Source organism: Arthrobacter gandavensis (assembly GCF_015355785.1).
GTDB lineage: Bacteria > Actinomycetota > Actinomycetes > Actinomycetales > Micrococcaceae > Arthrobacter_B > Arthrobacter_B gandavensis_A.
Window position 1 is genome coordinate 1059031 of record NZ_JADKYW010000005.1, and the last position, 19536, is coordinate 1078566.

The 19536-nt window shown below is 65.2% G+C and carries 20 protein-coding genes; 6 read left to right on the forward strand and 14 right to left on the reverse strand.

Annotation, left to right across the window (positions count from 1 at the left end):
* Window positions 1-27: 27 nt before the first annotated feature.
* Together ITX31_RS15860 and ITX31_RS10090 are read left to right on the forward strand one after the other, a co-directional pair.
* A complete protein-coding gene (locus ITX31_RS15860; RefSeq protein ID WP_228529132.1) occupies window positions 28-516 on the forward strand; it encodes a helix-turn-helix domain-containing protein in 489 nt (162 codons plus the stop codon).
* Between the two features lie 44 nt (window positions 517-560).
* Complete coding sequence (locus tag ITX31_RS10090) at window positions 561-1367, forward strand: IS3 family transposase (protein WP_228529133.1); 807 nt, start codon at window positions 561-563, stop codon at window positions 1365-1367.
* Window positions 1368-1443: 76 nt separating this feature from the next.
* On the opposite strand, the gene ITX31_RS10095 is transcribed toward ITX31_RS10090, so the two are convergent.
* The 3 genes from ITX31_RS10095 to ITX31_RS10105 form a co-directional block, all read right to left on the reverse strand.
* The gene (locus ITX31_RS10095) at window positions 1444-2775 is read right to left on the reverse strand and encodes an MFS transporter (RefSeq protein ID WP_194783239.1); all 1332 of its coding nucleotides are present in this window, start codon (window positions 2773-2775) and stop codon (window positions 1444-1446) included.
* Between the two features lie 84 nt (window positions 2776-2859).
* On the reverse strand, window positions 2860-3912 hold the full coding sequence (locus ITX31_RS10100; protein WP_194783240.1) for a Gfo/Idh/MocA family oxidoreductase: 1053 nt from the start codon (window positions 3910-3912) through the stop codon (window positions 2860-2862).
* Window positions 3909-4646, reverse strand: a complete 738-nt coding sequence (locus tag ITX31_RS10105; RefSeq protein WP_194783241.1) for a GAF and ANTAR domain-containing protein — start codon at window positions 4644-4646, stop codon at window positions 3909-3911. Before ITX31_RS10105 ends, ITX31_RS10100 begins: the two co-directional genes overlap by 4 nt.
* Window positions 4647-4959: 313 nt before the next feature.
* Here ITX31_RS10105 and ITX31_RS10110 point away from each other — a divergent pair, with 313 nt between their 5' ends.
* Window positions 4960-5382 carry a hypothetical protein gene (locus tag ITX31_RS10110; RefSeq protein WP_194783242.1) on the forward strand — a complete coding sequence of 141 codons (423 nt, stop codon included), beginning with the start codon at window positions 4960-4962 and terminating at the stop codon, window positions 5380-5382.
* A gap of 92 nt (window positions 5383-5474) precedes the next feature.
* On the opposite strand, the gene ITX31_RS10115 is transcribed toward ITX31_RS10110, so the two are convergent.
* From ITX31_RS10115 to ITX31_RS10130, 4 genes are all read right to left on the reverse strand, one after another.
* Window positions 5475-7697, reverse strand: coding sequence for a catalase (locus ITX31_RS10115; RefSeq protein WP_194783243.1), 2223 nt, complete (start codon window positions 7695-7697; stop codon window positions 5475-5477).
* Window positions 7698-7967: 270 nt separating this feature from the next.
* Window positions 7968-8159: a hypothetical protein gene (locus tag ITX31_RS10120; RefSeq protein ID WP_194783244.1), complete on the reverse strand. Its 192-nt coding sequence runs from the start codon at window positions 8157-8159 to the stop codon at window positions 7968-7970.
* 50 nt (window positions 8160-8209) lie between these two features.
* Window positions 8210-8500: a hypothetical protein gene (locus tag ITX31_RS10125; protein ID WP_194783245.1), complete on the reverse strand. Its 291-nt coding sequence runs from the start codon at window positions 8498-8500 to the stop codon at window positions 8210-8212.
* Window positions 8497-9168 carry a lantibiotic dehydratase C-terminal domain-containing protein gene (locus tag ITX31_RS10130; protein WP_194783246.1) on the reverse strand — a complete coding sequence of 224 codons (672 nt, stop codon included), beginning with the start codon at window positions 9166-9168 and terminating at the stop codon, window positions 8497-8499. Before ITX31_RS10130 ends, ITX31_RS10125 begins: the two co-directional genes overlap by 4 nt.
* Window positions 9169-9683: 515 nt before the next feature.
* Between ITX31_RS10130 and ITX31_RS10135 the strand changes: the two genes are divergently transcribed.
* Window positions 9684-10652 carry a helix-turn-helix domain-containing protein gene (locus ITX31_RS10135; RefSeq protein WP_194783247.1) on the forward strand — a complete coding sequence of 323 codons (969 nt, stop codon included), beginning with the start codon at window positions 9684-9686 and terminating at the stop codon, window positions 10650-10652.
* 45 nt (window positions 10653-10697) lie between these two features.
* Window positions 10698-11993 (forward strand): PLP-dependent aminotransferase family protein, encoded by a 1296-nt coding sequence (locus tag ITX31_RS10140; protein ID WP_194783248.1) that lies wholly within the window; start codon window positions 10698-10700, stop codon window positions 11991-11993.
* Between the two features lie 36 nt (window positions 11994-12029).
* Here ITX31_RS10140 and ITX31_RS10145 read toward each other — a convergent pair whose 3' ends face one another.
* The 5 genes from ITX31_RS10145 to ITX31_RS10165 form a co-directional block, all read right to left on the reverse strand.
* Window positions 12030-12236, reverse strand: coding sequence for a hypothetical protein (locus tag ITX31_RS10145; RefSeq protein ID WP_194783249.1), 207 nt, complete (start codon window positions 12234-12236; stop codon window positions 12030-12032).
* A 31-nt stretch (window positions 12237-12267) separates the two neighbouring features.
* Window positions 12268-13710 (reverse strand): dihydrolipoamide acetyltransferase family protein, encoded by a 1443-nt coding sequence (locus ITX31_RS10150; protein ID WP_194783250.1) that lies wholly within the window; start codon window positions 13708-13710, stop codon window positions 12268-12270.
* Between the two features lie 58 nt (window positions 13711-13768).
* Window positions 13769-14743 (reverse strand): alpha-ketoacid dehydrogenase subunit beta, encoded by a 975-nt coding sequence (locus tag ITX31_RS10155; protein WP_194783251.1) that lies wholly within the window; start codon window positions 14741-14743, stop codon window positions 13769-13771.
* Window positions 14740-15945: a pyruvate dehydrogenase (acetyl-transferring) E1 component subunit alpha gene (pdhA, locus tag ITX31_RS10160; protein ID WP_194783252.1), complete on the reverse strand. Its 1206-nt coding sequence runs from the start codon at window positions 15943-15945 to the stop codon at window positions 14740-14742. Before pdhA ends, ITX31_RS10155 begins: the two co-directional genes overlap by 4 nt.
* A 145-nt stretch (window positions 15946-16090) precedes the next feature.
* The gene (locus tag ITX31_RS10165) at window positions 16091-17230 is read right to left on the reverse strand and encodes a histidinol-phosphate transaminase (RefSeq protein ID WP_194783253.1); all 1140 of its coding nucleotides are present in this window, start codon (window positions 17228-17230) and stop codon (window positions 16091-16093) included.
* 114 nt (window positions 17231-17344) lie between these two features.
* Between ITX31_RS10165 and ITX31_RS10170 the strand changes: the two genes are divergently transcribed.
* Window positions 17345-17743, forward strand: coding sequence for a phage holin family protein (locus ITX31_RS10170; protein WP_194783254.1), 399 nt, complete (start codon window positions 17345-17347; stop codon window positions 17741-17743).
* Here ITX31_RS10170 and ITX31_RS10175 read toward each other — a convergent pair.
* Both ITX31_RS10175 and ITX31_RS10180 read right to left on the reverse strand, forming a co-directional pair.
* Window positions 17740-19101 (reverse strand): hypothetical protein, encoded by a 1362-nt coding sequence (locus ITX31_RS10175; RefSeq protein WP_194783255.1) that lies wholly within the window; start codon window positions 19099-19101, stop codon window positions 17740-17742. The two genes, ITX31_RS10170 and ITX31_RS10175, sit on opposite strands and share 4 nt — an antisense overlap.
* A complete protein-coding gene (locus ITX31_RS10180; RefSeq protein WP_194783256.1) occupies window positions 19098-19316 on the reverse strand; it encodes a hypothetical protein in 219 nt (72 codons plus the stop codon). Before ITX31_RS10180 ends, ITX31_RS10175 begins: the two co-directional genes overlap by 4 nt.
* Between the last annotated feature and the right edge of the window lie 220 nt (window positions 19317-19536).

Genomic DNA, 19536 nt, shown 5'->3' on the forward strand with positions numbered 1-19536 from the left:
ATCAGTTCACTCTCGGGGAGCAGTTCTATGCACAGCAGCAGTTCATTGTCGGAAGAGCAGCGTGAGGCAGCGGTAGCCTTATTTGAGCTGGGTTGGGGGTACAAGTCGGTAGCCATGAAGCTTGGCGTGAGCAAGAAGGCTGCAAACGGGTTATACGACCGCTGGAGAGTGCGCGGAGGGACAACACTATTGGCCAAGCCAACCAAGCGTAAGTTTTCGTTTGAGTTCAAGCTCATGGTTGTTCAGCGCTTTCTTGCAGGAGAAACGAAGGTCGCCTTGGCTCAGGAGTTCCAGCTGTCCTCACCCAATCTCATCAAGGCGTGGGTCAGTAAGTACCGCAGCGAAGGCGAAGAGGGCTTGCGTCCTAAACCGAAGGGCCGTCCGAAAGCGCTGACCGAAGCTCCTGCGCGGCCGGTGTCGGAGCTTGAACGGTTGCGTAGGGAGAACGAGCGGCTGCGGGCAGAAGTAGCCTTCCTGGGAAAAGTTCAGGCCTTGAGGGGAAAGGAACGGCGCTAAAAGTCCGCGCTGTCATCGCCCTCAAGGCCGAGCACCGTCTGGACTTGCTCCTTGACGTGGCCGGCTTGGCTCGGTCAACGTTTTTCTACCACCAAGCCCGCTTACAGAACCCGGACCCACAAGCTGAGCTCAAAGCCGCAGTCCGGGAAATCTTCGAGAAGAACCATGCCCGGTACGGTCACCGCCGCATCCACACGGTACTGGTCAAGCAGGGTTGGACCGTGGCGAAAAAGACCGTCTTGAAGCTGATGCGCTCTCTTCGGCTGGTCTGTAAAGTCCGGCGCAGGAAACGCTACGCCTCTTACCGCGGCGAGCAAGGTGTAGTGGCGCCGAACCTGTTGAACCGGGAATTCGAAGCTGCTGCACCAAACCAGAAATGGGTTACGGACGTGACTGAGTTCAGTGTCGGTGACCGCAAGCTCTATCTTTCACCGGTGATGGATCTCTACGACCGGCAGGTAGTGTCTTTTTCGGTCGGGGACTCCCCGAACCTGGAGCTCACGAATTCGTGCCTGCGCGATGCCCTGGCCAGCCTAAGGTCTGGTGAAGCGCCGATGGTTCATTCGGATCAGGGCTTCCAGTATCAGCACCGGTCCTGGCGTGCTCTGCTCAATGATGCCGGCGCAGTCCAGTCAATGTCGCGCAAAGGTAACTGCTACGACAACGCGGTGATGGAGAACTTCTTCGGTCATCTGAAGGAAGAGCTGTTCCACCGGGTCCGGTTCCTGAACACCGATGCCCTGGCAGCGCAGCTCCGCGAGTACATCGGCTGGTACAACAATGAACGCATCTCGACAAAGCTCGAGGGCCTGAGCCCGGTGCAATACCGTGCTCAGGCCCTCGCGGCCTAGGATCTTATTTGGCCAGTCCAACTTTCGGGGAGCAGTTCACCTTGGGGGCTGCCGGCCTTTGCTGTCCGAAACAGGCCTAGTGCGAAACCGGAACCTTAGCGGCAGCGCCCCGGAGCACCGGCGCGCCAAGCATCGAAATGACGACGGCGCCGAGTGCCATGGGAATAACGAACAGTAAGTACAGATCCCCCGGGGTCCAGCCGCCGTCGATGAGGCCACCGGCCAGGATGGGGGAAACGATCGCTCCGACCCGGCCCATGCCGATCACCAGTCCCAGGGCGGTGCCGCGGACCTCGGAATCGTAATAGGTGGGGCTGATGGCCAGCATGCCGGCGATCGGTGCGTTGGAGCCGAAGCCCACCAGGGCGGCGGCGAACAGCGCCAGCGGCAGCGAACCTTCGGTGGAGTTGGCGAACACCACAAAGGTCGCTGCGCCGATCACGAAGAACACCGCCAGGACCCGGCGCATGTCATAGCGGGAGCCGAAGACACCCAGCACCACCGCGCCGGTGATCGCGCCGACGCTGAAGAGCACGCCGGCGTTGATGCCGTCCTGCGCACTGAAACCGCTCGCGGTGATCAGCTTGGGGGTCCAGGAGTTCGCGAAGTAAAAGCTGGCCATGAGGATGAAGTACGCCAGGGAGAGCAGGATGGTGCGCCGGGCGTTGGCTCCGGTGAGGACGTCCGCGAAGCGGGACTTCTTCTCTCCGCGCGGTGCCGGTTCGGGCAGCTCCGCCACTGGCTCCTGGCCAATGGCGCGCAGGGTCTTGTTGATCCGTTCGAGCGCGCCGGCCGGGCGTCGCACCGAGAGGTAGTCAATGGACTCGGGCAGCACCTTCAGTACCAGCGGGATCATGATCAGGGTGGCAATGCTGCCGAAGAGGAAGGCTGATCGCCAGCCGAAGGAGGCGATCAGCACGCCTGTCACCAGCCCGCCCAGCACGCCGCCCACGGGCTGGCCGATGCTGACGATTGCCAGGGCGGTGGAGCGCCGCTTGGCGTTGGAGAACTCCGAGGCGAAGACGTTGATGGTCGCCTGCAGCGTTCCAATGGCAACGCCGGTGATCAGGCGCAGGACCAGCAGCACTTCGTAGGACGGAGCGAAGACGGAGGCAAACATGCCTGCCGCGACGACGCAGACACCGATCAGCAGGGTCTTCTGGCGGCCGATGATGTCCGCGATGGTCGAGACGAAAATGGAGCCAACAGCCATGCCGACCAGCGCTGCGCTGAGCAGGAAGCCGAGCTGGGCGCCGTTGAGGTCCCACTCCGCTGAGACCGCGGAGGCGCTGAAGGCCATGACCAGGACGTCGAAACCGTCGATCATGTAGAGAGCTGTACAAATTGCAATGATTCCGACTTGCCGCCGGCTCAGGGTGGAATCTTCGATCCGGTCTTTGAGGTGCATTCCTCAAATGCTAAAGGAGATGAGGGACACACCGTGATTTCGGTCGCGTTGGGTGGAGGCGGTTACGCGGCAGTCTCCGGAAAATCAGATTCCTGCGTGGATCTGCCGTATAATTTCCAACCCCCGCAGTGAATCCGCGGGGTCCACCGGCAAGGCCCCACCATCCAGAACAGCAGTCGCAAGGCCGGCATAGAAGTCCTGGTAGCGCCCGGCTTCCGTGGGCACCGCGGCACTGGAGGCAGCTGTTCCCAGCAGTCCCCAGTCCGCCAGTTCCTCTTCCCCGTACCCCGGATCTCCGGGAAGCATCCCAGCATCGAGCTGGGCTTCCTGCGGATCGGCTCCGCGCTTGGTCCAGGCCGCTTTGGACCCGGTCACGCGGAACCTCGCCCCCGGCCGCGGGGACAGGGAATTCATCCACAGGTGGGACAGGACGCCCGAGTCATGCTGCAGGACCACGAACACGTCGTCGTCGGGGCCGCCGTCCTCCCGCCGGGAGCGTACTTCGGCATAGGCAGGTTTGGCTGGGCCGAAAAGCTGCAGTGCTTGGTCAACCAGGTGGGGGCCCAGGTCGAAAAGGATTCCGCCGCCGTCGTCCGTCCCCGCTTCCCGTTTCCAGGCTTTGGCAACCGCGGGCTTGAAGGACTCCATTCGGGATTCGAACCGGGTGACCGTTCCGAGGTCGCCGCGTTCAAGCAGGCCTTTCAGCGTGAGGAAATCCCCGTCCCACCGCCTGTTCTGGAAAACCGAGAGCACCTTGCCTGCAGCGGCAGCTGTCTCCATCAGTTCCCGTGCGGCCTGCGGAGAATGCGCGAACGGCTTGTCAACCACTGCATGAAGTCCGGACCGCAGTGCAGCGAGGCCCAGCGAGGCATGCGTTGCAGGCGGGGTGCTGATGACAGCAAGGTCCAAATCTGCGGCTAGGTCCAGGGCCGCTTCGGCGGAAGGCACGACGGCGGCACCCGGGTAGGCCTTCGCAGCAGCCTGGGCGCGGGCAGGGTCGGAGGTGACGATCACATCCAGTGAGTACCGCGGATCTGCTTCAAGCAGCGGAGCATGGAAGACCCGCCCGCCCAGGCCGTAGCCGAAGAGCAGGGTACGCAGCGGAGCGTAGTCTCCGGGCCGGGGTGCCTCGGTCACGAGGTCTGGAAATGCGTCGAGGAAGGTGCGCCGTTGAGCTTGGCGACTATCTCTCCCGCCAGGACCTTGAGCTTAAGGTTCCTGCTGTTCGAAGCCCGCTTCAGCGTCTCGAATGCCTCACCCTGGGAACAGCGGTTCTGGCCCATGATGATGCCGATTGCCAAGTCAATATCCGTACGCGACTGCAGAACGGACTGCAGGTCCTCAACCGTGGAGGCTCGCTGGGACATGCGGACCGCCAGCCGGAGTGCCATCGATGCCTCCTGGGCGTAGGACCGCGCGACCCGCTTGAACTCGTCATCGAAGGTATTGGCTGAACGGGAGTACAGGTTCAATGCGGCTCGTGCGTGGCCCTCCAGTGTAAGCGGCACCGCGTACATCGACCTCATGCCCTGGGACATGACGTGGTGCATATAGTCCGGCCAGCGTTCATCTGCGGAGGTGTCCGGCACGTCAACGGCTTCATGGACACGGAGCGCGTGGAGGCAGGGGCCGTCGTCGAAGGCGTACTGCATCTCATCCATTTCCAGGGCGGCGCTGTCGCTGCTGGCAACGGTGTAGCTGTGTCCCCGGGAGCGCTGCAGTGTGATACCGCAGTAGACCCTGCCCCGCGAGGAAAGGGAGGAGGCGCTGAGCCGGGCGAGCTGCTGAAGGAATTCCAGCACGTCTTCATGGTGGATCAGCAGGTCCTGCAGCTGTGCTGCCGTGGCGGTCGCAGACCTCAGGTCGTCCATAGTGCAATGTTCCTTTTCGAGCCCTGGTGAACCGCGCTGTGCGCGCACGATTGTCGTGTCAGAGCTTAGATACTACGATATCGGGATACGGTCAAGACGCGGCCATGGCTTCTGCATACCTTTATGGAGTTATCGATGGGCCTGCCGGCGCACTTGCCGATCTGCCACCATTGCGGCGTTGACGATTACCTGATTTACGAGTTCTACACTCCACCGACCGGGGACAGTCCCGGGGTTGTGAGTTACACCTGCTCCGCCTGCGAGACCTTCGCCGGCCATGACGTGCCCGCCGGCTGGGTTCCGCCAGGGTGGCATGTTGGGGGCTGATTCCCGGCCCCCGTTTCCCGGAGGACTCACCCTGCTGCTTGGTGCGGCCGCGCATCTCTCCTCCGAAGCCACCCGCCTGTTCCTGGCCGACCTCTCGCTGAGCGAGCACTCCGTGCGCGTCCTGCAGGCGCTCACGGCGCCGGGAATGCCTGCCGCGAGGGTGGCCATACTGACCCGCCTGAGCCTGGAGGAAGCTTCATTCGCCCTGGCATCCCTGCACCAGGCTGGCTATGCCCGGCCCCGGCGTCCGGGCCGATGGTCCCGCACGCCCTCCGGCGCTGCGATGGTGGAGGAACTCGCGGCCGTTAAGAAGAAATGCGACGCGCGCGCCGGCGAGACGGAGCTTCGTCAGGCCCTCTACACACTCATCCGGTCCATGGAAGACGAAGAAACGCCGGATCCGGTGTAGATCCCTCTTTGCCGGCCTAAGACGGCGGCGGGCCCGGAGCAGCACTGATGCCCCGGACCCGCCGCCGGTCTCTGGCGGTTGGTACCCTGCCGCTACGAGTCGGCGGTCACCGGGAAGCGCTCCCACACCCGGTGCTTGCTCAGCAGCGTTACCAGGCCGGGAACAATTTCCTCCGGGGACTCGACCAGGATGCCGGGGGCGTCCTCCGGAATGCCGGACGCCCCGAGCACGCCCGCTCCACTGCCCCAGGCACCCAGCGCCTTGGAGTGGCGGTAGGCCTCAGTCAGCAGGATCGCCACGCGGGGGTCGATAGCCGGATGGCCGGCAGGGTTGCCGGCCTTGGCATCCAGGCTGTCCACCGCGTCCGTGCCGTACTCACCCGAACCTGCCACGATGACGGCGTCGAACTCCGTGGAGCGCGCCGTCAGGTAGGTGCGCTGGACAGGAACCTGCCCGCCGAGCATGCCGCCCTGCGGCGCGATGACCAGCGGCACCATGTCCGCCGCGTCAATGGCTGCGCGGATCCGGGCGAGGGCGGCCAGGTCCGAGCTTCCGTCGGCGAGGATCCCGATGATCCGGCCGTCAACCGGCCAGGTACCGCCAACCTGCTGGAGGGCGGGGCTCGGGTCGGTATCCTCGACCTTCAGCGTGGGTGCCGGCGCCGGAAGTCCCAGGCCTGCTGCCACTTCGGCACACAGGCGCTCGTCGATGTTGGCGAGAGCCTGGAGCTGGCGGACCTTGATGTTCTCTTCGTAGCACTTGCCCAGTTCGAAGGTGTACGCCTGGATGACGTGGTCCTGTTCCACCGCAGTGAGCGAGCGGAAGAACTGCCGCGGCTGGCTGTAGTGGTCATCGAAAGTGGCCGGATTCTCCCGGACCTTGCGAGACTTCGCCACCGGTGCGGGCACGTCGATGAACGCTCCCATGTCCGCGCCGGCCAGGAACGGGCAGCCGCCGTCCAGCGAATTGGGCTGGTAGGGTGCCGTACCGCTGTGCACTGCGTCCTGGTGGAAGCCGTCCCGCAGCATGTCATTCACCGGGGCATGCGGGCGGTTGATCGGAATCTGGGCGAAATTCGGTCCGCCCAGTCTGGTCAGCTGGGTGTCGATGTAGGAGAACAGGCGGCCCTGGAGCAGCGGGTCGTTCGTGACGTCGATGCCCGGGACCAGATGACCGGGGTGGAAGGCCACCTGCTCTGTTTCAGCGAAGAAGTTGGTGACATTCCTGTTCAGCGTCATGGTTCCGATGACCTGAACCGGTGCCAGTTCCTCGGGGACGATCTTGGTGGGGTCCAGCAGGTCGATGCCCTCGAACATCTCGTCCTCGGTGTCCGGGAAGACCTGGACGCCCAGGTCCCATTCCGGATACGCGCCGGCTTCGATCGCATCTGCGAGGTCCCGGCGATGGAAGTCCGGGTCCATACCGTTGATGATCTGCGCTTCCTCCCACACCAGGGAGTGCACGCCAAGGCGGGGCTTCCAGTGGAACTTCACCAGGGAGGTCTCCCCCTTGGCATTGACTACCCGGAAGGTGTGGACGCCGAAACCTTCCATGGTTCGGTATGAACGCGGGATGCCGCGGTCGGACATGTTCCAGATGGTGTGGTGCTGTGCCTCGGTGTGCAGCGAGACGAAGTCCCAGAACGTGTCGTGGGCACTCTGGGCCTGCGGGATTTCACGGTCCGGATGGGGCTTGCCGGCGTGAATGACATCCGGGAACTTAATGGCGTCCTGGATGAAGAAGACCGGAATGTTGTTCCCCACCAGGTCGAAGGTTCCCTCGTCCGTATAGAACTTGGTGGCAAACCCGCGCGTGTCGCGAACGGTGTCAGCAGAACCCCGGGAGCCGAGGACGGTGGAGAAGCGCACAAAGACCGGTGTCTGCGCATCACGCGCCAGGAAGCCTGCCCGGGTGATGCCTTCCGCTGCTCCGTTGGCAACGAAGACGCCGTGGGCTGCCGCACCGCGTGCGTGGACGACGCGCTCGGGGATGCGCTCGTGGTCGAAGTGGGTGATCTTTTCCCGCAGGTGGTGGTCCTGGAGGAGGACCGGACCGCGTGGTCCCGCCTTGAGGGAGTGGTCCGTGTCCCGCAGCCGGGCGCCCTGCGCCGTGGTCAGGTAGCGGCCGGACTGGGCGTTGGACGTTTTGGGCGCTCCGGTGGGCACACCGGTTGGCGAAACTGTCTCGGGGCCGTCCTGGTCCGGCTTGGGCGGAAGCGGGTCGTGCGGTTCGGTTGGTTCGGCAAGTGAGGGCTGCTGCGGCGCAGGTGCTCCGGGAATCGGAAGTCCGTTGGCGGATGTGCTCTGATCTGGCATGTGGCCTCCATCTAGTGGAACTGATCGCCGCGCCTGGAGCGCGGCTCCGGAATCAGCCTATCGAAAAATAGTAAGGATGCTTAACAAGCGGGTGGGTTGGGCCGGTACACACGAAGAAACGGATCCGCCAGTAGGGGGATACAGGCAGATCCGTCTCCGTGGGGATGCATCCCCTACCGCTCCGGCAGCAGACCCGCAGTGGGCCGGCGAACTGGAGCGGACTTCAATGGGCCCGGCAGGCGGCGCGGGCGTCGGTATGCTGCGGTTGCGCTACTCCCAGAGACAGTCTGCCCAGGCGGCGTCCCGCAGGTAATCCCGTGCCGGCCCCACGTTGAAAAGTTCACCCCGGGACTCGACGTATCCCATGCCGCGCATATCAGCGACTGTCTCTTCGTTGCAGCCCAAGACCGTTCCCAGGTCTTTGTCGTCAGCAGCCAGAACTACCTCATTCCGTTGCGACATAGTGACCGCCTCCTTCTCCTCGGCGCCCTCCACCGGTCCATCCGGGGAAACTAGTGCTTGTCCAGGAGCATGGCTTCGCGCTCTGTGCTCCAGGTCCGGGCATACAGTCCCATGGCGGCTTCCTCCCGCAGGGACAGTCCCAGGCGGTTGAGGAGCATGTGGGCTTGGTAAACCGTAAGATGCTGTGCGCTTCGGCTGACGCGCGCCTTGTCCGCCCGGTAAAGGTAGGTGTCCATGGTCCGGAACCAGCGGCGCCGCCAGTTTTCGACGGCGGATTCGGCAGCCGTGGCGGCCATCAGCCGGTGGGTCGGCATGACTTTCGCCCCGACCTGCACCGTCATGGCCTGCCGCACGCTTGCCGCCCGCGGACCAAAGCCGGCAGTGCAGCTGCGCAGGTGGCTGTCCCAGTAATAGTCCCAGGAAAGCCTGCGGCGGTCCGGCCAGCTGGACGCCCGGGGCCCTTCATCATGCTGCGTGCCGAATCGAAGAGCAGCAGCGAACCGAGCGCCCATCTGTTCTGGACCTTCGGGAAGCGGGCCGTTGCCCACGTGCCGAGGTCCGAGGACAGCTCAAAGACTTCCTCAGCAAGCGCCAGCCCTTCCACGCCGCCGTACTTCGCAAGATCGGCTTCGATGCGCGGATCCTGAGGGTCTGAGCCACCGGGACTCAGCCGGTCGCAGGCCGGATCTCCGAAGGCGTGCGTCACGGTCAGATGGCCTATGACACCGCTTGCCTGCTCCTGGAGTGCTCCCAGGAGGGACTTCAGCCGGTCCAGGGTTTCCTGGGGCGCCAGGACCTTCATGCGTACATGGGCGTTCGCAGGCTCAGAACAGCGGGTGTAGAACCACCGCTGCGCCCCCCATAGCTGGGCCTGCGCCGCCAGCGGGGTAACCAGTTCTCCAATGATGCCGTCCGCTACATCGAAGCCGCCGGTATAGATGGATAGTGTCCACCAGTGAGTGCTTGCATTAGTTCGCGAGGCGTTTCGAACTGCTGTTAGCTGGCTCATGGGGTTCTTCCTCCGGGTCCTAGTCTGGTTACCGCCGCTGGGGCGGGTCTAGAGGTGTTGCTGGATGGTTCATCCCCCAACTGAGGGGCTTAGATTAGAACCATTCCCAGCTTTTGATGGAAACCGGTGCAGTTGCCTTCTTCATGGTCGTATCCCCTTTTTTAGTTCGGCTGGTTGCACAGCCGGTCCTGTTTGACTCCGAAAGCTTCCCCCGGGCCGGAAGGGTGTGTCCACCGTTACCAATTTCAGCTTCCTGTCATGTCCGGTTGGTGCCCCGAGGGCCGTTTACGGGTTCCGGGCAGCCCCGTCGAAAGCCCGCAGACATGCGGAAATCGGCGCTTTGGGTACCGAACTACCGGGCTAGAGTGGACAATGGCATTAAGCTGTCATGTCACTCTCTCCGGGTTCCAATTTTCGGGCGCAGCGCTTTATCCGGAGGCCGGCAGTTCATGGGGCATCAGGTGCACGCCGGACCCGTTCCGGCTGCCCCCAGCACCGCGGTTGTAGGAGGAGATTTGCTGGATCAGGTATCGGTTGAGGTCTACCGCTACGCGGTCTCCCATCCGGGGTGGACCCCTGGAGAAGCGTCGGATGCACTGGGCTACACAACGCGTGCCATCGACCGGGCAGTGGATGAACTGCGGTCCCGCTGCCTGCTCTTCTCCGAGAGCCCGGACAGCACTGTTTACACCGCGGTGTCCCCCGATGTGGCACTGGCCGAGCTGGTGGATCCGGATGAACGCGAGATGCTGGAACTGAGGGCCCGCATTGGAGCCAAGCGGCGCGAGCTGGCAGCCCTGGTGCCAACCTTCGCCGAAGCGCGCAGGCAGGTTGCCGCAGATGCCTCGGTCGAAGTGCTTGAGGACCCCGAGCAGGTCCAGCGGGTGCTCATTGAGTACGGACGCTCCGCCTCGGAAAGCGTGCTGATCGCCCGGCCCGGCCATGGTTCCAACGCCGACTTCCAGGAAGAGAGCGTGCAGAAGGACCTGGACCTGCTCCGGGCAGGGGTGAAGCGGCAGACCCTCTACCACTCGAGCACCCGGGACCACGTACCAACCTGCAAGGCGGTCGAGCGGATCAGCGAGGCCGGCGGAGAATTCCGCACATTGCCTTACGTGCCCATGCGCACCCTTATCTTCGATGACAAGGTGGCCGTGGTGGCACGCCAGCTGCACACCTATGACAGGGCGGGCCTGGTGATCCGGGATGCAAACCTCATTGGCCTCTTCAGCAAACTCTTCGAGTTCGCCTGGAGCCTGGCCGAGCCCTTTCTCGCGGATGAACCCGGCAAGGCGGGGCTGACCAGCACCCAGCGGTCCGTGCTGGCCGGACTGGCTGCGGGGCACTCGGATGAGGTTATCGCCCGCCGTGTGGGCATCAGCGTGCGGACGTGCAGGCGGCACATCGCCTGGATGCTGGAAGAACTCAAGGCAGAGAGCCGTTTCCAGGCGGGAATCAAGGCGCACAAGGCGGGGTGGATTTAGAAAACTTGTGTTGCTTCCCGGTCAACCCCAGTGCCATGATGTGGCATGACGTTTGAGGAAACCACGGGGTCGGTGCTGACCCCGGAAGCACAGGTGGCCCTGGACCGGGCGACGGGCTCGGCGCACCGCCACCACGATCTCCTGTCCCACCGCGCCTTCCACATCAAGCAGTCCGCTGTCCGGGATGTCTTCGATATCTCGATCCAGCCCGGCCTGATCTCGCTCGCCGGAGGCAGTCCGTACCTCCAGGAGCTGCCGCTGGATGAGCTGGCCGACGCCACGGCATCGATCATCCGCAGCCAGGGCCTGGCTGCCCTGCAGTACGGTCCCGGGCAGGGAATCGCCGAACTCCGCGAACTGGCCTGCGAGGTGATGGCCGCCGAGGGCATCCTGGATGCTGACCCCGCCGACGTCGTCATCACCACGGGTTCACAGTCAGGTCAGGACGTTGCCGCCAAGGTCTTCTGCAACCCCGGTGACGTGGTGCTGTGCGAAGACCCCACCTATGTGGGCGCGCTGAATACCTTCGAGTCATACGAGGTGGACATCCAGCCGGTCACCATGGACTCGGAAGGACTGATTCCCGAGGCCCTTCGGGAGCGGATTGCCTCACTGCGCGCCGCGGGCAAGACCATCAAGATGCTCTACACGATTCCCAGCTTCAACAATCCCAGCGGCATCACGCTCTCCGCCGCCCGCCGGGACGAAATAGTGCAGATCTGCCGCGAGAACAACATCCTGGTGCTCGAGGACAACCCCTACGGTCTCCTCCGGTTCGACGGCGAGCCGCTGGCACCGCTGCGGGCATCGCATCCGGAGGACGTGCTCTATCTGGGATCCTTCTCCAAAATCTTCGCTCCCGGCATGCGCCTGGGCTGGGCGCTGGTTCCGCGGCACCTGTTCCGCCGCTTCTACCTGGCCTGCGAATCCGTGGTGCTCTGCCCGTCGCCCCTGACCCAGATGATCACCGCGGCGTACCTCCGGGACTTCGACTGGATGAGCCGCATCAGCGGTTCGCGCCGGCTGTACGCCGGCCGCTGTGCCGCCATGCTGGCGGCACTGGCGGAGGAAATGCCCGACGGCGTGAGCTGGACGGTGCCGGACGGCGGGTTCTTCGTCTGGGTGACGCTGCCTGAAGGAATCGACACCTATCCACTGCTGGCAGAGGCCATCGACGCAGGAACCGTGTTCATTCCGGGTACGGCCTTTACCCCCGGCGACGAGCCCAGCTCCAAGCTGCGGCTTGCGTTCAGCGCCGTTTCCGAGGAGGACATCGCAGAAGGCGTGCGGCGCCTGGCTCCGGTCATTCGGCGGGCCCTGGCCCCAGCCGGAGCGTCCTAGCCCGGACGCCGGCCGGCGGGTGCCGCGCACGGGCTGTTACTTGCGGCGCCTGCGGTCGAAGAAGGGCACCACAATCACGAACAGCAGTGCCATGATGGCCAGCCGCCAGAGCATGCCCAGGTTCGGGAAGAGGATGATCAGCAGGCTGGACACGATGAAGGCGCCCGCCAGGATCCAGGCGGTCCGCTTCCAGTCGATCTGGGGTCCGCCCCCGCGGTTTCCGGGTCCGGGATTCATTGCCATGCTGCTCCGATCGTTGGTTCCCCCATCGAGCCTAGTCCAGAAGCAGGGCCGGTTCCTCCAGGATGGCCGCTACGTCGGCCATGAACCGCGCTGAAAGGTCGCCGTCCACCACCCGGTGGTCAAAGGAACCACCCAGGGTGGTGATCCAGCGCGGGATGACTTCGCCGTCCAGTACCCACGGCTTCTGCTTGATGGTGCCGAAAGCGACAATGGCCACCTCGCCCGGGTTGATGATCGGGGTACCCGTGTCAATGCCGAGGGCGCCGATGTTGGTAACGGTGAGCGTGCCGCCGCGCATGTCCGCCGGCGGCGTCTTGCCGGCCCGGGCCGTAGTGGCCAGCTGGTTCAGCGCTACGGCAAGTTCCTTAAGCGAAAGATCCTGCGCGTCCTTGATATTGGGCACCATCAGGCCGCGCGGCGTGGCGGCGGCGATGCCGAGGTTCATGAAGTGCTTGACGTGGATTTCGTCGCCGGCCCAGGTTGCGTTGACGGAGGGGTTCCGCGCGGCCGCCCAGATGACAGCTTTCGCCAGGATCAGCAGGGGCGAGACCTTGATGCCCTCGAAGTCCCGGGACGCCTTCAGCCGCTTGACGAATTCCATGGTGCGCGAGGCATCAACGTCCACGAAGATGCTGACGTGCGGGGCACTGAAGGCGCTGTCCACCATGGCCTTCGCCGTGGCCCTGCGGACTCCCTTGACCGGGACCCGCTCAATGCGGCTGTCCTGCGGCTTGCTGGAGGAGGACCAGAAGGTGTCTGCCGAGTCGACTTCCGACTCGCGCTGGGCCTGGTAGCTGATCAGGTCCTGCTTGGTCACCTCGCCTCCCGCGCCGGTGGCGGGGACATCTGCAAGGTTGATGCCCAGGTCCTTGGCGGCCTTGCGGACCGGCGGCTTGGCCAGCACGCGCTGGATGAGCTGGTTGAAGCGGTCCTGCACCGCTGCACCGGCCGCGCCCGCAGCCGCTACCGCGGCTCCTCGGGGGTCCGGCCGGGCGGCGGCCCGGGGTGCATCAGCCCGGGGTGCATCGGCCTGCGGGGACACCGCTGCCGGGGCAGCCGGTGCCTGTGGCGTGGCGGTGGCCCGGCTGCGCCGTGGACGCCGGCGGACGGCGTCGGCCTTGGGGCCGGTTCCGGTCAGTGACGACGCCGGCGGGCCGTCGGCGGCTGCCGGTTCCTCCGGTGTGGTTTTCTCCGCTCGGCCGGCCGTCTTGGCCGGGGACTTCCCGCTTCCCCCGGCCGGTGAGACCTGGAAGATGGGCGTGCCCACTTCCACCGTGGTGCCTTCTTCGACAAGGATCCCGCTGACCGTCCCGGCGAACGGCGAGGGCAGTTCCACCAGCGACTTCGCGGTCTCGATCTCAACGATCACGTCATTGACGGCAACCGTGTCGCCTTCCTTGACCCGCCACTGGACGATCTCTGCCTCGGTGAGGCCTTCGCCGACGTCGGGCAGTTTGAATGTTTTTTCAGTCATGGCATCTCGATCTGGCGTGGGCCGGCGGACCGGCGGCGGAAGCGGCTGTCAGGGTCTCTCAGTAGGAGAAGACGGTGTCGAGGGCATCAAGCAGCCGGTCGATGTCCGGCAGGTAGTGCTCCTCGACCGCGGCAACGGGGTAGGGCATGTGGAATCCGCCCACCCGCAGGACGGGCGCTTCCAGGTGCAGGAACGCGCGCTCTGCGACCCGGGACGCGATTTCCCCGCCGATGCCGCCAAAGGTTGGGGCTTCGTGCGTGACAACCAGGCGTCCCGTACGGCGAACCGATTCGGTAACGGTGTCGAAGTCGATCGGGGAGATGGAGCGCAGGTCGATGACTTCGATGCTGCGTCCGTCCTCCGCCGCAGCTTCAGCCGCTGCCAGCGCCACCGGAACCAGCGGTCCGTAGGCGACGATCGTGGCGTCGGTTCCGGCCCGCAGCACCTGGGCCGCGTACGGATCGCCGGAGGGCGCAGTGGTGTCCACTTCCCCCTTCAGCCAGTAGCGGCGCTTGGGTTCAAAGACGATCACCGGGTCCTTGCCCTGCATGGCCTGCTGGATCATCCAGTAGCCGTCCTGCGGGTTGGAGGGGGCGAGGATGCGCAGCCCCGCGGTATGGGCGAAGAGCGCCTCCGGAGACTCCGAGTGGTGCTCGATCGAGCCGATGCCGCCGCCGTAGGGAATCCGGATGACTACCGGGGCGCTCAGGGCGCCCTCGCTGCGGGAGTGCATCTTGGCCAGCTGCGTGGTGATCTGGTTGAACCCGGGGAAGACAAAGCCGTCGAACTGGATTTCGCAGACCGGCCGGTAGCCGCGCAGCGCCAGGCCGATTGCGGTGCCGATGATGCCTGATTCGGCCAGCGGGGTGTCCATGACCCGGTCGGTTCCGAATTCGGCCTGCAGGCCCTCGGTTATGCGGTAGACGCCGCCAAGCGCGCCGATGTCCTCGCCCATCAGCAGGGTCTTGGGGTCAGCGGCCAGGCCGGCGCGCAGGCCGGCATTGATGGCTTTGGCCATGGTCATGGTGCTCATGCGCCGACCTCTTCCTCGGTGTCGTTGCTGGACCCGGTGTCCGTGAAGCCGTCCTCGTACGCCTGGTGGAACGCCAGCTCCTCGGCGATCAGCGGGTGCGGTTCGGCGTAAACGTCCGCGAAGGAGTCAGCGAACGACGGCGGTTCCATCGCCTGCACCTCCGAGCGCAGCCGCACTGCCAGGTCGTCCGCTTCGGCGGTGAGGGACGCGAAGAAGGTTTCATCGCCGGCACCGGTGGCCCGCAGGTGCTTTTCCAGGCGGGTGAGCGGATCCCGGCCAATCCAGGCCTCTTCGTCGGCCGAGAGGCGGTACTTGGTGGGGTCATCTGCGGTGGTGTGCGCGCTCATCCGGTAGGTGAAGGCTTCGATGAGCACCGGGCCGTTGCCGCTGCGGGCATGTTCGAGTGCCCACCGGGTCACGGCGTGGACCGCCAGGACGTCGTTGCCGTCTACCCGGATGCCCGGGAATCCGTAGCCCTGGGCACGGTTGGCCAGCGGAATACGGGACTGCACTTCGGTGGGAACGGAGATCGCCCAGTGGTTGTTCTGGCAGAAGAAGACCACGGGGGCGTCGTAGGAGGCCGCGAAGACCATGGATTCGTGGACATCTCCTTCGGAGCTGGCGCCGTCGCCAAAGAAGGCAACGGTGGCGCCGGCAGGCGAGGACGCGTCGGAGGCATTATCCCGGGCCATGCCCATGGCATACCCAACTGCATGGGGGACCTGGGCCGCCAGGACCAGGGTATAGAGGTGGAAGTTCGCTTCCCGCGGATCCCAGCCGCCGTGGGAGATTCCACGGAAGCGCCGCAGCAGATGGGAGAGCTTCAGGCCCCGGGTGAGCGCAACGCCGTGCTCCCGGTAGGTTGGGAAGACGTAGTCCTGGGCAGCCAGAGCCCGGCCCGAGCCGATCTGCGCACCTTCCTGCCCGGTGAGGGGAACCCACATCACCAGTTCACCCTGGCGCTGCAGGGCGGTGGCCTCGGTGTCGAACCGGCGGATGAGGAACATGTCCCGGTAGAAGGAGCGCAGTGCCTCGGCGTCGACGTCGTCCGCGTACCAGCCGTACAGCTCGTGACCGACCCGCTCCCCTTCGGGGGTCAGCAGCTGGACCATGCCGTCCGGTGAGCTGCCGGGGGCAGGCACCAACGTCTCATTCAGTGCCGTCGAATCGAATTCGGTGGCGGGCAAGTGCTCCAGGGCCATACCTCTCCTCGCCGGGGCGGACCTACGGATCCGGCCCCCGCTAGAAATATGCCGCGCAGGGAATATGTACCCGTTGTGGCATATATGTGGAAGTTACTTCCCACAGCCTAGCGAGGGCCGGGGCCCCAAAAGCACTCAGGACACGCTAGGAAACCCGGGGGCCTTTTGTATAGGTTGCACATAAAGCGAGGAATCGGCTGTTGGCTTCCTCCTCGCCGATGGTCACCCGCATCCCTTCGGTTCCGAAGGCACGTACTGCCAGCGCCTGCTGCTCCGCCAGCACTGCAAACTCGGGGGTATTCTCCCCCAGATCCAGCCAGACGAAGTTACCCTCAGCCTGCGGAATGGCCCACCCCAGCGCCTTCAGGCCATCGACTACGCGGGTCCTCTCGGCTACCAGCGCTTGTATTCTTTCCACAACTTCATCGTGGTGCTTCAGGGAAGCAATTGCCGCCTGCTCGGCGATTTGGGAGACGGCAAACGGCACGGCGGTGACACGGAGGTACTGCGTCAGGTGCGGATGGGATATCGAATAACCCACCCGCAGCCCTGCCAGTCCCGCGCCCTTGGAGAAGGTCCGCAGCACTACGGCGTTCTGGTGCCGGCGGTAGACCTCCACACCGTTGACGGCGTCCGGGTCACGCACGAAGTCCTCATACGCTTCGTCAATCACGACGATTACGTCCGAGGGGACCTTGGCCAGGAATCCCTCTACTTCCTCAGTGCTCAGCACCGGACCGGTGGGGTTGTTCGGCGTGCACAGCAGGACCATCCTGGTCCGGTCCGTGACTGCCGCGGCCATGGCGTCCAGGTCATGGCGCCCGTCAGCGAGCAGCGGAACCTGCACGCTGCGGGCACCGGACAGTCCTACCGAAATGGGGTAGGCCTCGAAGGAGCGCCACGGGTAAATCACCTCGTCCTGCGTGCCGTTTTCTCCCTGTCCGGCGAAGGTGGCCAGAAGCTGGTTCAGCGCGCCGAGGCTTCCGCCGCCGGTCACGATGTCCTCTGCGGGAACGTCAAGGAACGAGGCCAGTTCCGTCCGCAGCGCCGTTGCCAGCGGATCGGGGTAGCGGTTTACGTTCGGGTGGGCAGCGATAGCTTCCAGGACTGAAGGCAGCGGCGGAAAGGGGTTCTCATTCGAGGAGAGCTTGTAGCTCTGCAGCCCTTCAATCGTCACGGGCGGCTTTCCGGCAGCGTAGCGCGGCAGCCGGTCAACGACCGGGCGCGGGCGGATTTCGGGCGCCTGGCCTGCCACAGCACTGGTGTCATTCTCGGTAGTGGTCATGGCTTAAGACTAGTCCGGATTCACCGGCGCCCATGTGACGTGACGCACAGGCCTGATTCGGGTCAAATGACTTTGGGGCTTTGGAGGGCGCAGCCGCTGTGCCAGCATTAGGGCATGCGCCTAGTGCTGAGAGTCCTTATTAATGCCCTCGCCCTGTGGGTTGCCGCGTGGGCACTGCCCGGAATCGTGGTGGGTGAAGCCGGTACGCCGGCCACCGGCAACTCCACCCTGGACGTGGCCCTGGCCTACCTCTTCATCGGCCTGGTCTTCGGAGTAGTGAACGCGCTGGTTCGTCCCATAGTCCGGCTGCTGGCCCTTCCGCTGACCATCCTGACCCTCGGCCTGTTCACCGTAATCATCAACGCCGCCATGCTGATGCTCACGGCCTGGCTCACCAGCTTCACCCCGGTGCATTTCGAGATCGATTCCTTCTTCTGGACGGCAATCTTCGCCTCGATCATCATCTCCCTGGTCTCGCTGGTCGCCGGTTCACTGGCCGGAACCCGCCGCTAGTCCCTGCCGCGAGGCACATTGCCGGGTACTGCCGGCCCGGACTCCGGACCCGTCAGGCTCTTGGGCACTACCTGCATTGCCGGCCGGCGGTCCCGGCGCCGGAACCGGTAGAGCTCGCGGGCCGCAACGCTTCCTGTACCCACCACTGTGCCCGCCCCCGCCAGTGACGCCCGGAGCGACGGGTCCGTGCTCCTGTCCGCAGCCGCTGCTCCCTCCAGATAGACGGGCAGTTTGTGGGCCGGGCCCAGCCCGCTTTCTCCGGCCGGCACCGGGACGTCGCCGGTGAGGGTCATGGTCACGCGGTTGAGTGAGTCGGGGTTGGACGTGCCGTCCGCTCCCGGCACCCAGTCCTGTGCATGTTCAAGGTGCAGGGCCTGGACCTCGGGCGGGATCGCGGCGTCACCGGCCGGGGTGCCTGCAGTCAGGACATAACGGACGTCCAGCCCCTCCGTTTCCCGCAGGTAGCCGGCCGCGTGGGCAGCATGAATGCCGCCCTGGCTGTAGCCGACCAGGATCACGGAGTCTCCCGCTTCCGCTTTGGCCTGCCGCAGTGCCTCTGCCACGGCCGCAGCAACAAACCGGCTGTCTGCTGCCCGGCCCTCGGCGTTGCCGTAGTTGTCGAACGGGTTGTCCCCCGCGGCCCCTGAACCCGGCTGCGTTCCCGGGATTGTCACCACAAAGACCTTCCCCTCACCGGCGCTTCCGTCCGCTGCTTCCAGGCGCAGCACTTCCACCACACCGGGGTCATCCTCCCGCAGCAGCACGGCGCTCCGCTCCAGCAGCCCGGCTGCAGATCCGGAGACCTGGACGGTTTCGTCCCTGGCGCCCGCCGGCCCGACCCGCTCCACCTCTATGTCCCGCAGGGCACTGCGTCCGCCCAGAATCCCTGCCAGCGCCAACAGCGCGGGAGTGTCCACTCGCCTCAGCGGCAGGGACTCGACCCAGCGCCGCTTCGGAAATCCGCCGGGGCCGGCATCCAGGAGCGCGAGTCCCACGGGCAGCACCCCGGGCAGCCCGCCAAGGCGTTCGGCGCGCCCTTCCGCATCCCGGTAGCTGGCTGCCGCAGTCCGCAGGCCGGATGCTGCTTCCTCGGCTGCCTGGGTGCAGGCTCGCAGCAGGAAGACAGCTCGGTCAAGTTCCACCCTTGCTGTTTCTGCCGCGGAGGCTGGCTGCATCCGGGTCCAGGCGACCTCCTCCCCGCTGATCCGCTGCAGGTCAGCGCCGATCTCCCGGAGTGCTCCGGCGACGGATTCAAGGCGCCCGGCGCGGTTCTCCAGTGCCTCGAACTCCACCAGGATGCTGTTCTGTCCGCCGCGGACCTGATATGCCGGCGGCGGCAGTGGACAGGTACCGCTCATTCCAGCCACTGTTCCCCGAACTGCTCAGCCGAGGAAACCGTGCGGCGGGCAGATGCTGCCCGTTCCAGGGCCTCCAGGCACGCCCCCAGTTCCAGGGCCAGCCCGTCCACCTGCCGGCGGAATGCCGTTCCGGCCGGGGAACGCCACTGCTCTTCATCCCCATGCGCCAGTTCACGCTGCAGGCCGCGCAGCTCCGCGGCATACTGCTCGAGCATCCCCGCAGTTTCTCCTGCCCTCAGCGCCTGGGCCGCTGCTTCCCCGCCTGTCACGTGCTTTCCCGCCTGTCATCCCAATCCTTCGTGCCGCCGCCGCAAAGGCACCGGCGAGGACCGCCCTCCCTTTCGCCGGGAAAGCAACTCTAGGCAGCCGCAGGCCCGCCGCCGTCGCCCGCTCCCCTGCCGGGGAAACCGGCGTTTTTCCGGAGCACTGTGGAGG

Excerpts from the sequence above, each read along its gene's own strand:
- ITX31_RS10130 (WP_194783246.1), bottom strand. The coding sequence starts at position 9,168 with ATGAGCCAGCTAACAGCAGTTCGAAACGCCTCGCGAACTAATGCAAGC.
- ITX31_RS10180 (WP_194783256.1), bottom strand. The coding sequence starts at position 19,316 with ATGCTCGAGCAGTATGCCGCGGAGCTGCGCGGCCTGCAGCGTGAACTG.
- ITX31_RS10095 (WP_194783239.1), bottom strand. The coding sequence starts at position 2,775 with ATGCACCTCAAAGACCGGATCGAAGATTCCACCCTGAGCCGGCGGCAA.
- ITX31_RS10170 (WP_194783254.1), top strand. The coding sequence starts at position 17,345 with ATGCGCCTAGTGCTGAGAGTCCTTATTAATGCCCTCGCCCTGTGGGTT.
- ITX31_RS10150 (WP_194783250.1), bottom strand. The coding sequence starts at position 13,710 with ATGACTGAAAAAACATTCAAACTGCCCGACGTCGGCGAAGGCCTCACC.
- ITX31_RS10165 (WP_194783253.1), bottom strand. The coding sequence starts at position 17,230 with ATGACCACTACCGAGAATGACACCAGTGCTGTGGCAGGCCAGGCGCCC.
- ITX31_RS10140 (WP_194783248.1), top strand. The coding sequence starts at position 10,698 with ATGACGTTTGAGGAAACCACGGGGTCGGTGCTGACCCCGGAAGCACAG.
- ITX31_RS10145 (WP_194783249.1), bottom strand. The coding sequence starts at position 12,236 with ATGGCAATGAATCCCGGACCCGGAAACCGCGGGGGCGGACCCCAGATC.
- ITX31_RS15860 (WP_228529132.1), top strand. The coding sequence starts at position 28 with ATGCACAGCAGCAGTTCATTGTCGGAAGAGCAGCGTGAGGCAGCGGTA.
- ITX31_RS10155 (WP_194783251.1), bottom strand. The coding sequence starts at position 14,743 with ATGAGCACCATGACCATGGCCAAAGCCATCAATGCCGGCCTGCGCGCC.
- pdhA (WP_194783252.1), bottom strand. The coding sequence starts at position 15,945 with ATGGCCCTGGAGCACTTGCCCGCCACCGAATTCGATTCGACGGCACTG.
- ITX31_RS10120 (WP_194783244.1), bottom strand. The coding sequence starts at position 8,159 with ATGTCGCAACGGAATGAGGTAGTTCTGGCTGCTGACGACAAAGACCTG.
- ITX31_RS10115 (WP_194783243.1), bottom strand. The coding sequence starts at position 7,697 with ATGCCAGATCAGAGCACATCCGCCAACGGACTTCCGATTCCCGGAGCA.
- ITX31_RS10175 (WP_194783255.1), bottom strand. The coding sequence starts at position 19,101 with ATGAGCGGTACCTGTCCACTGCCGCCGCCGGCATATCAGGTCCGCGGC.
- ITX31_RS10110 (WP_194783242.1), top strand. The coding sequence starts at position 4,960 with ATGTTGGGGGCTGATTCCCGGCCCCCGTTTCCCGGAGGACTCACCCTG.
- ITX31_RS10125 (WP_194783245.1), bottom strand. The coding sequence starts at position 8,500 with ATGACGGTGCAGGTCGGGGCGAAAGTCATGCCGACCCACCGGCTGATG.
- ITX31_RS10105 (WP_194783241.1), bottom strand. The coding sequence starts at position 4,646 with ATGGACGACCTGAGGTCTGCGACCGCCACGGCAGCACAGCTGCAGGAC.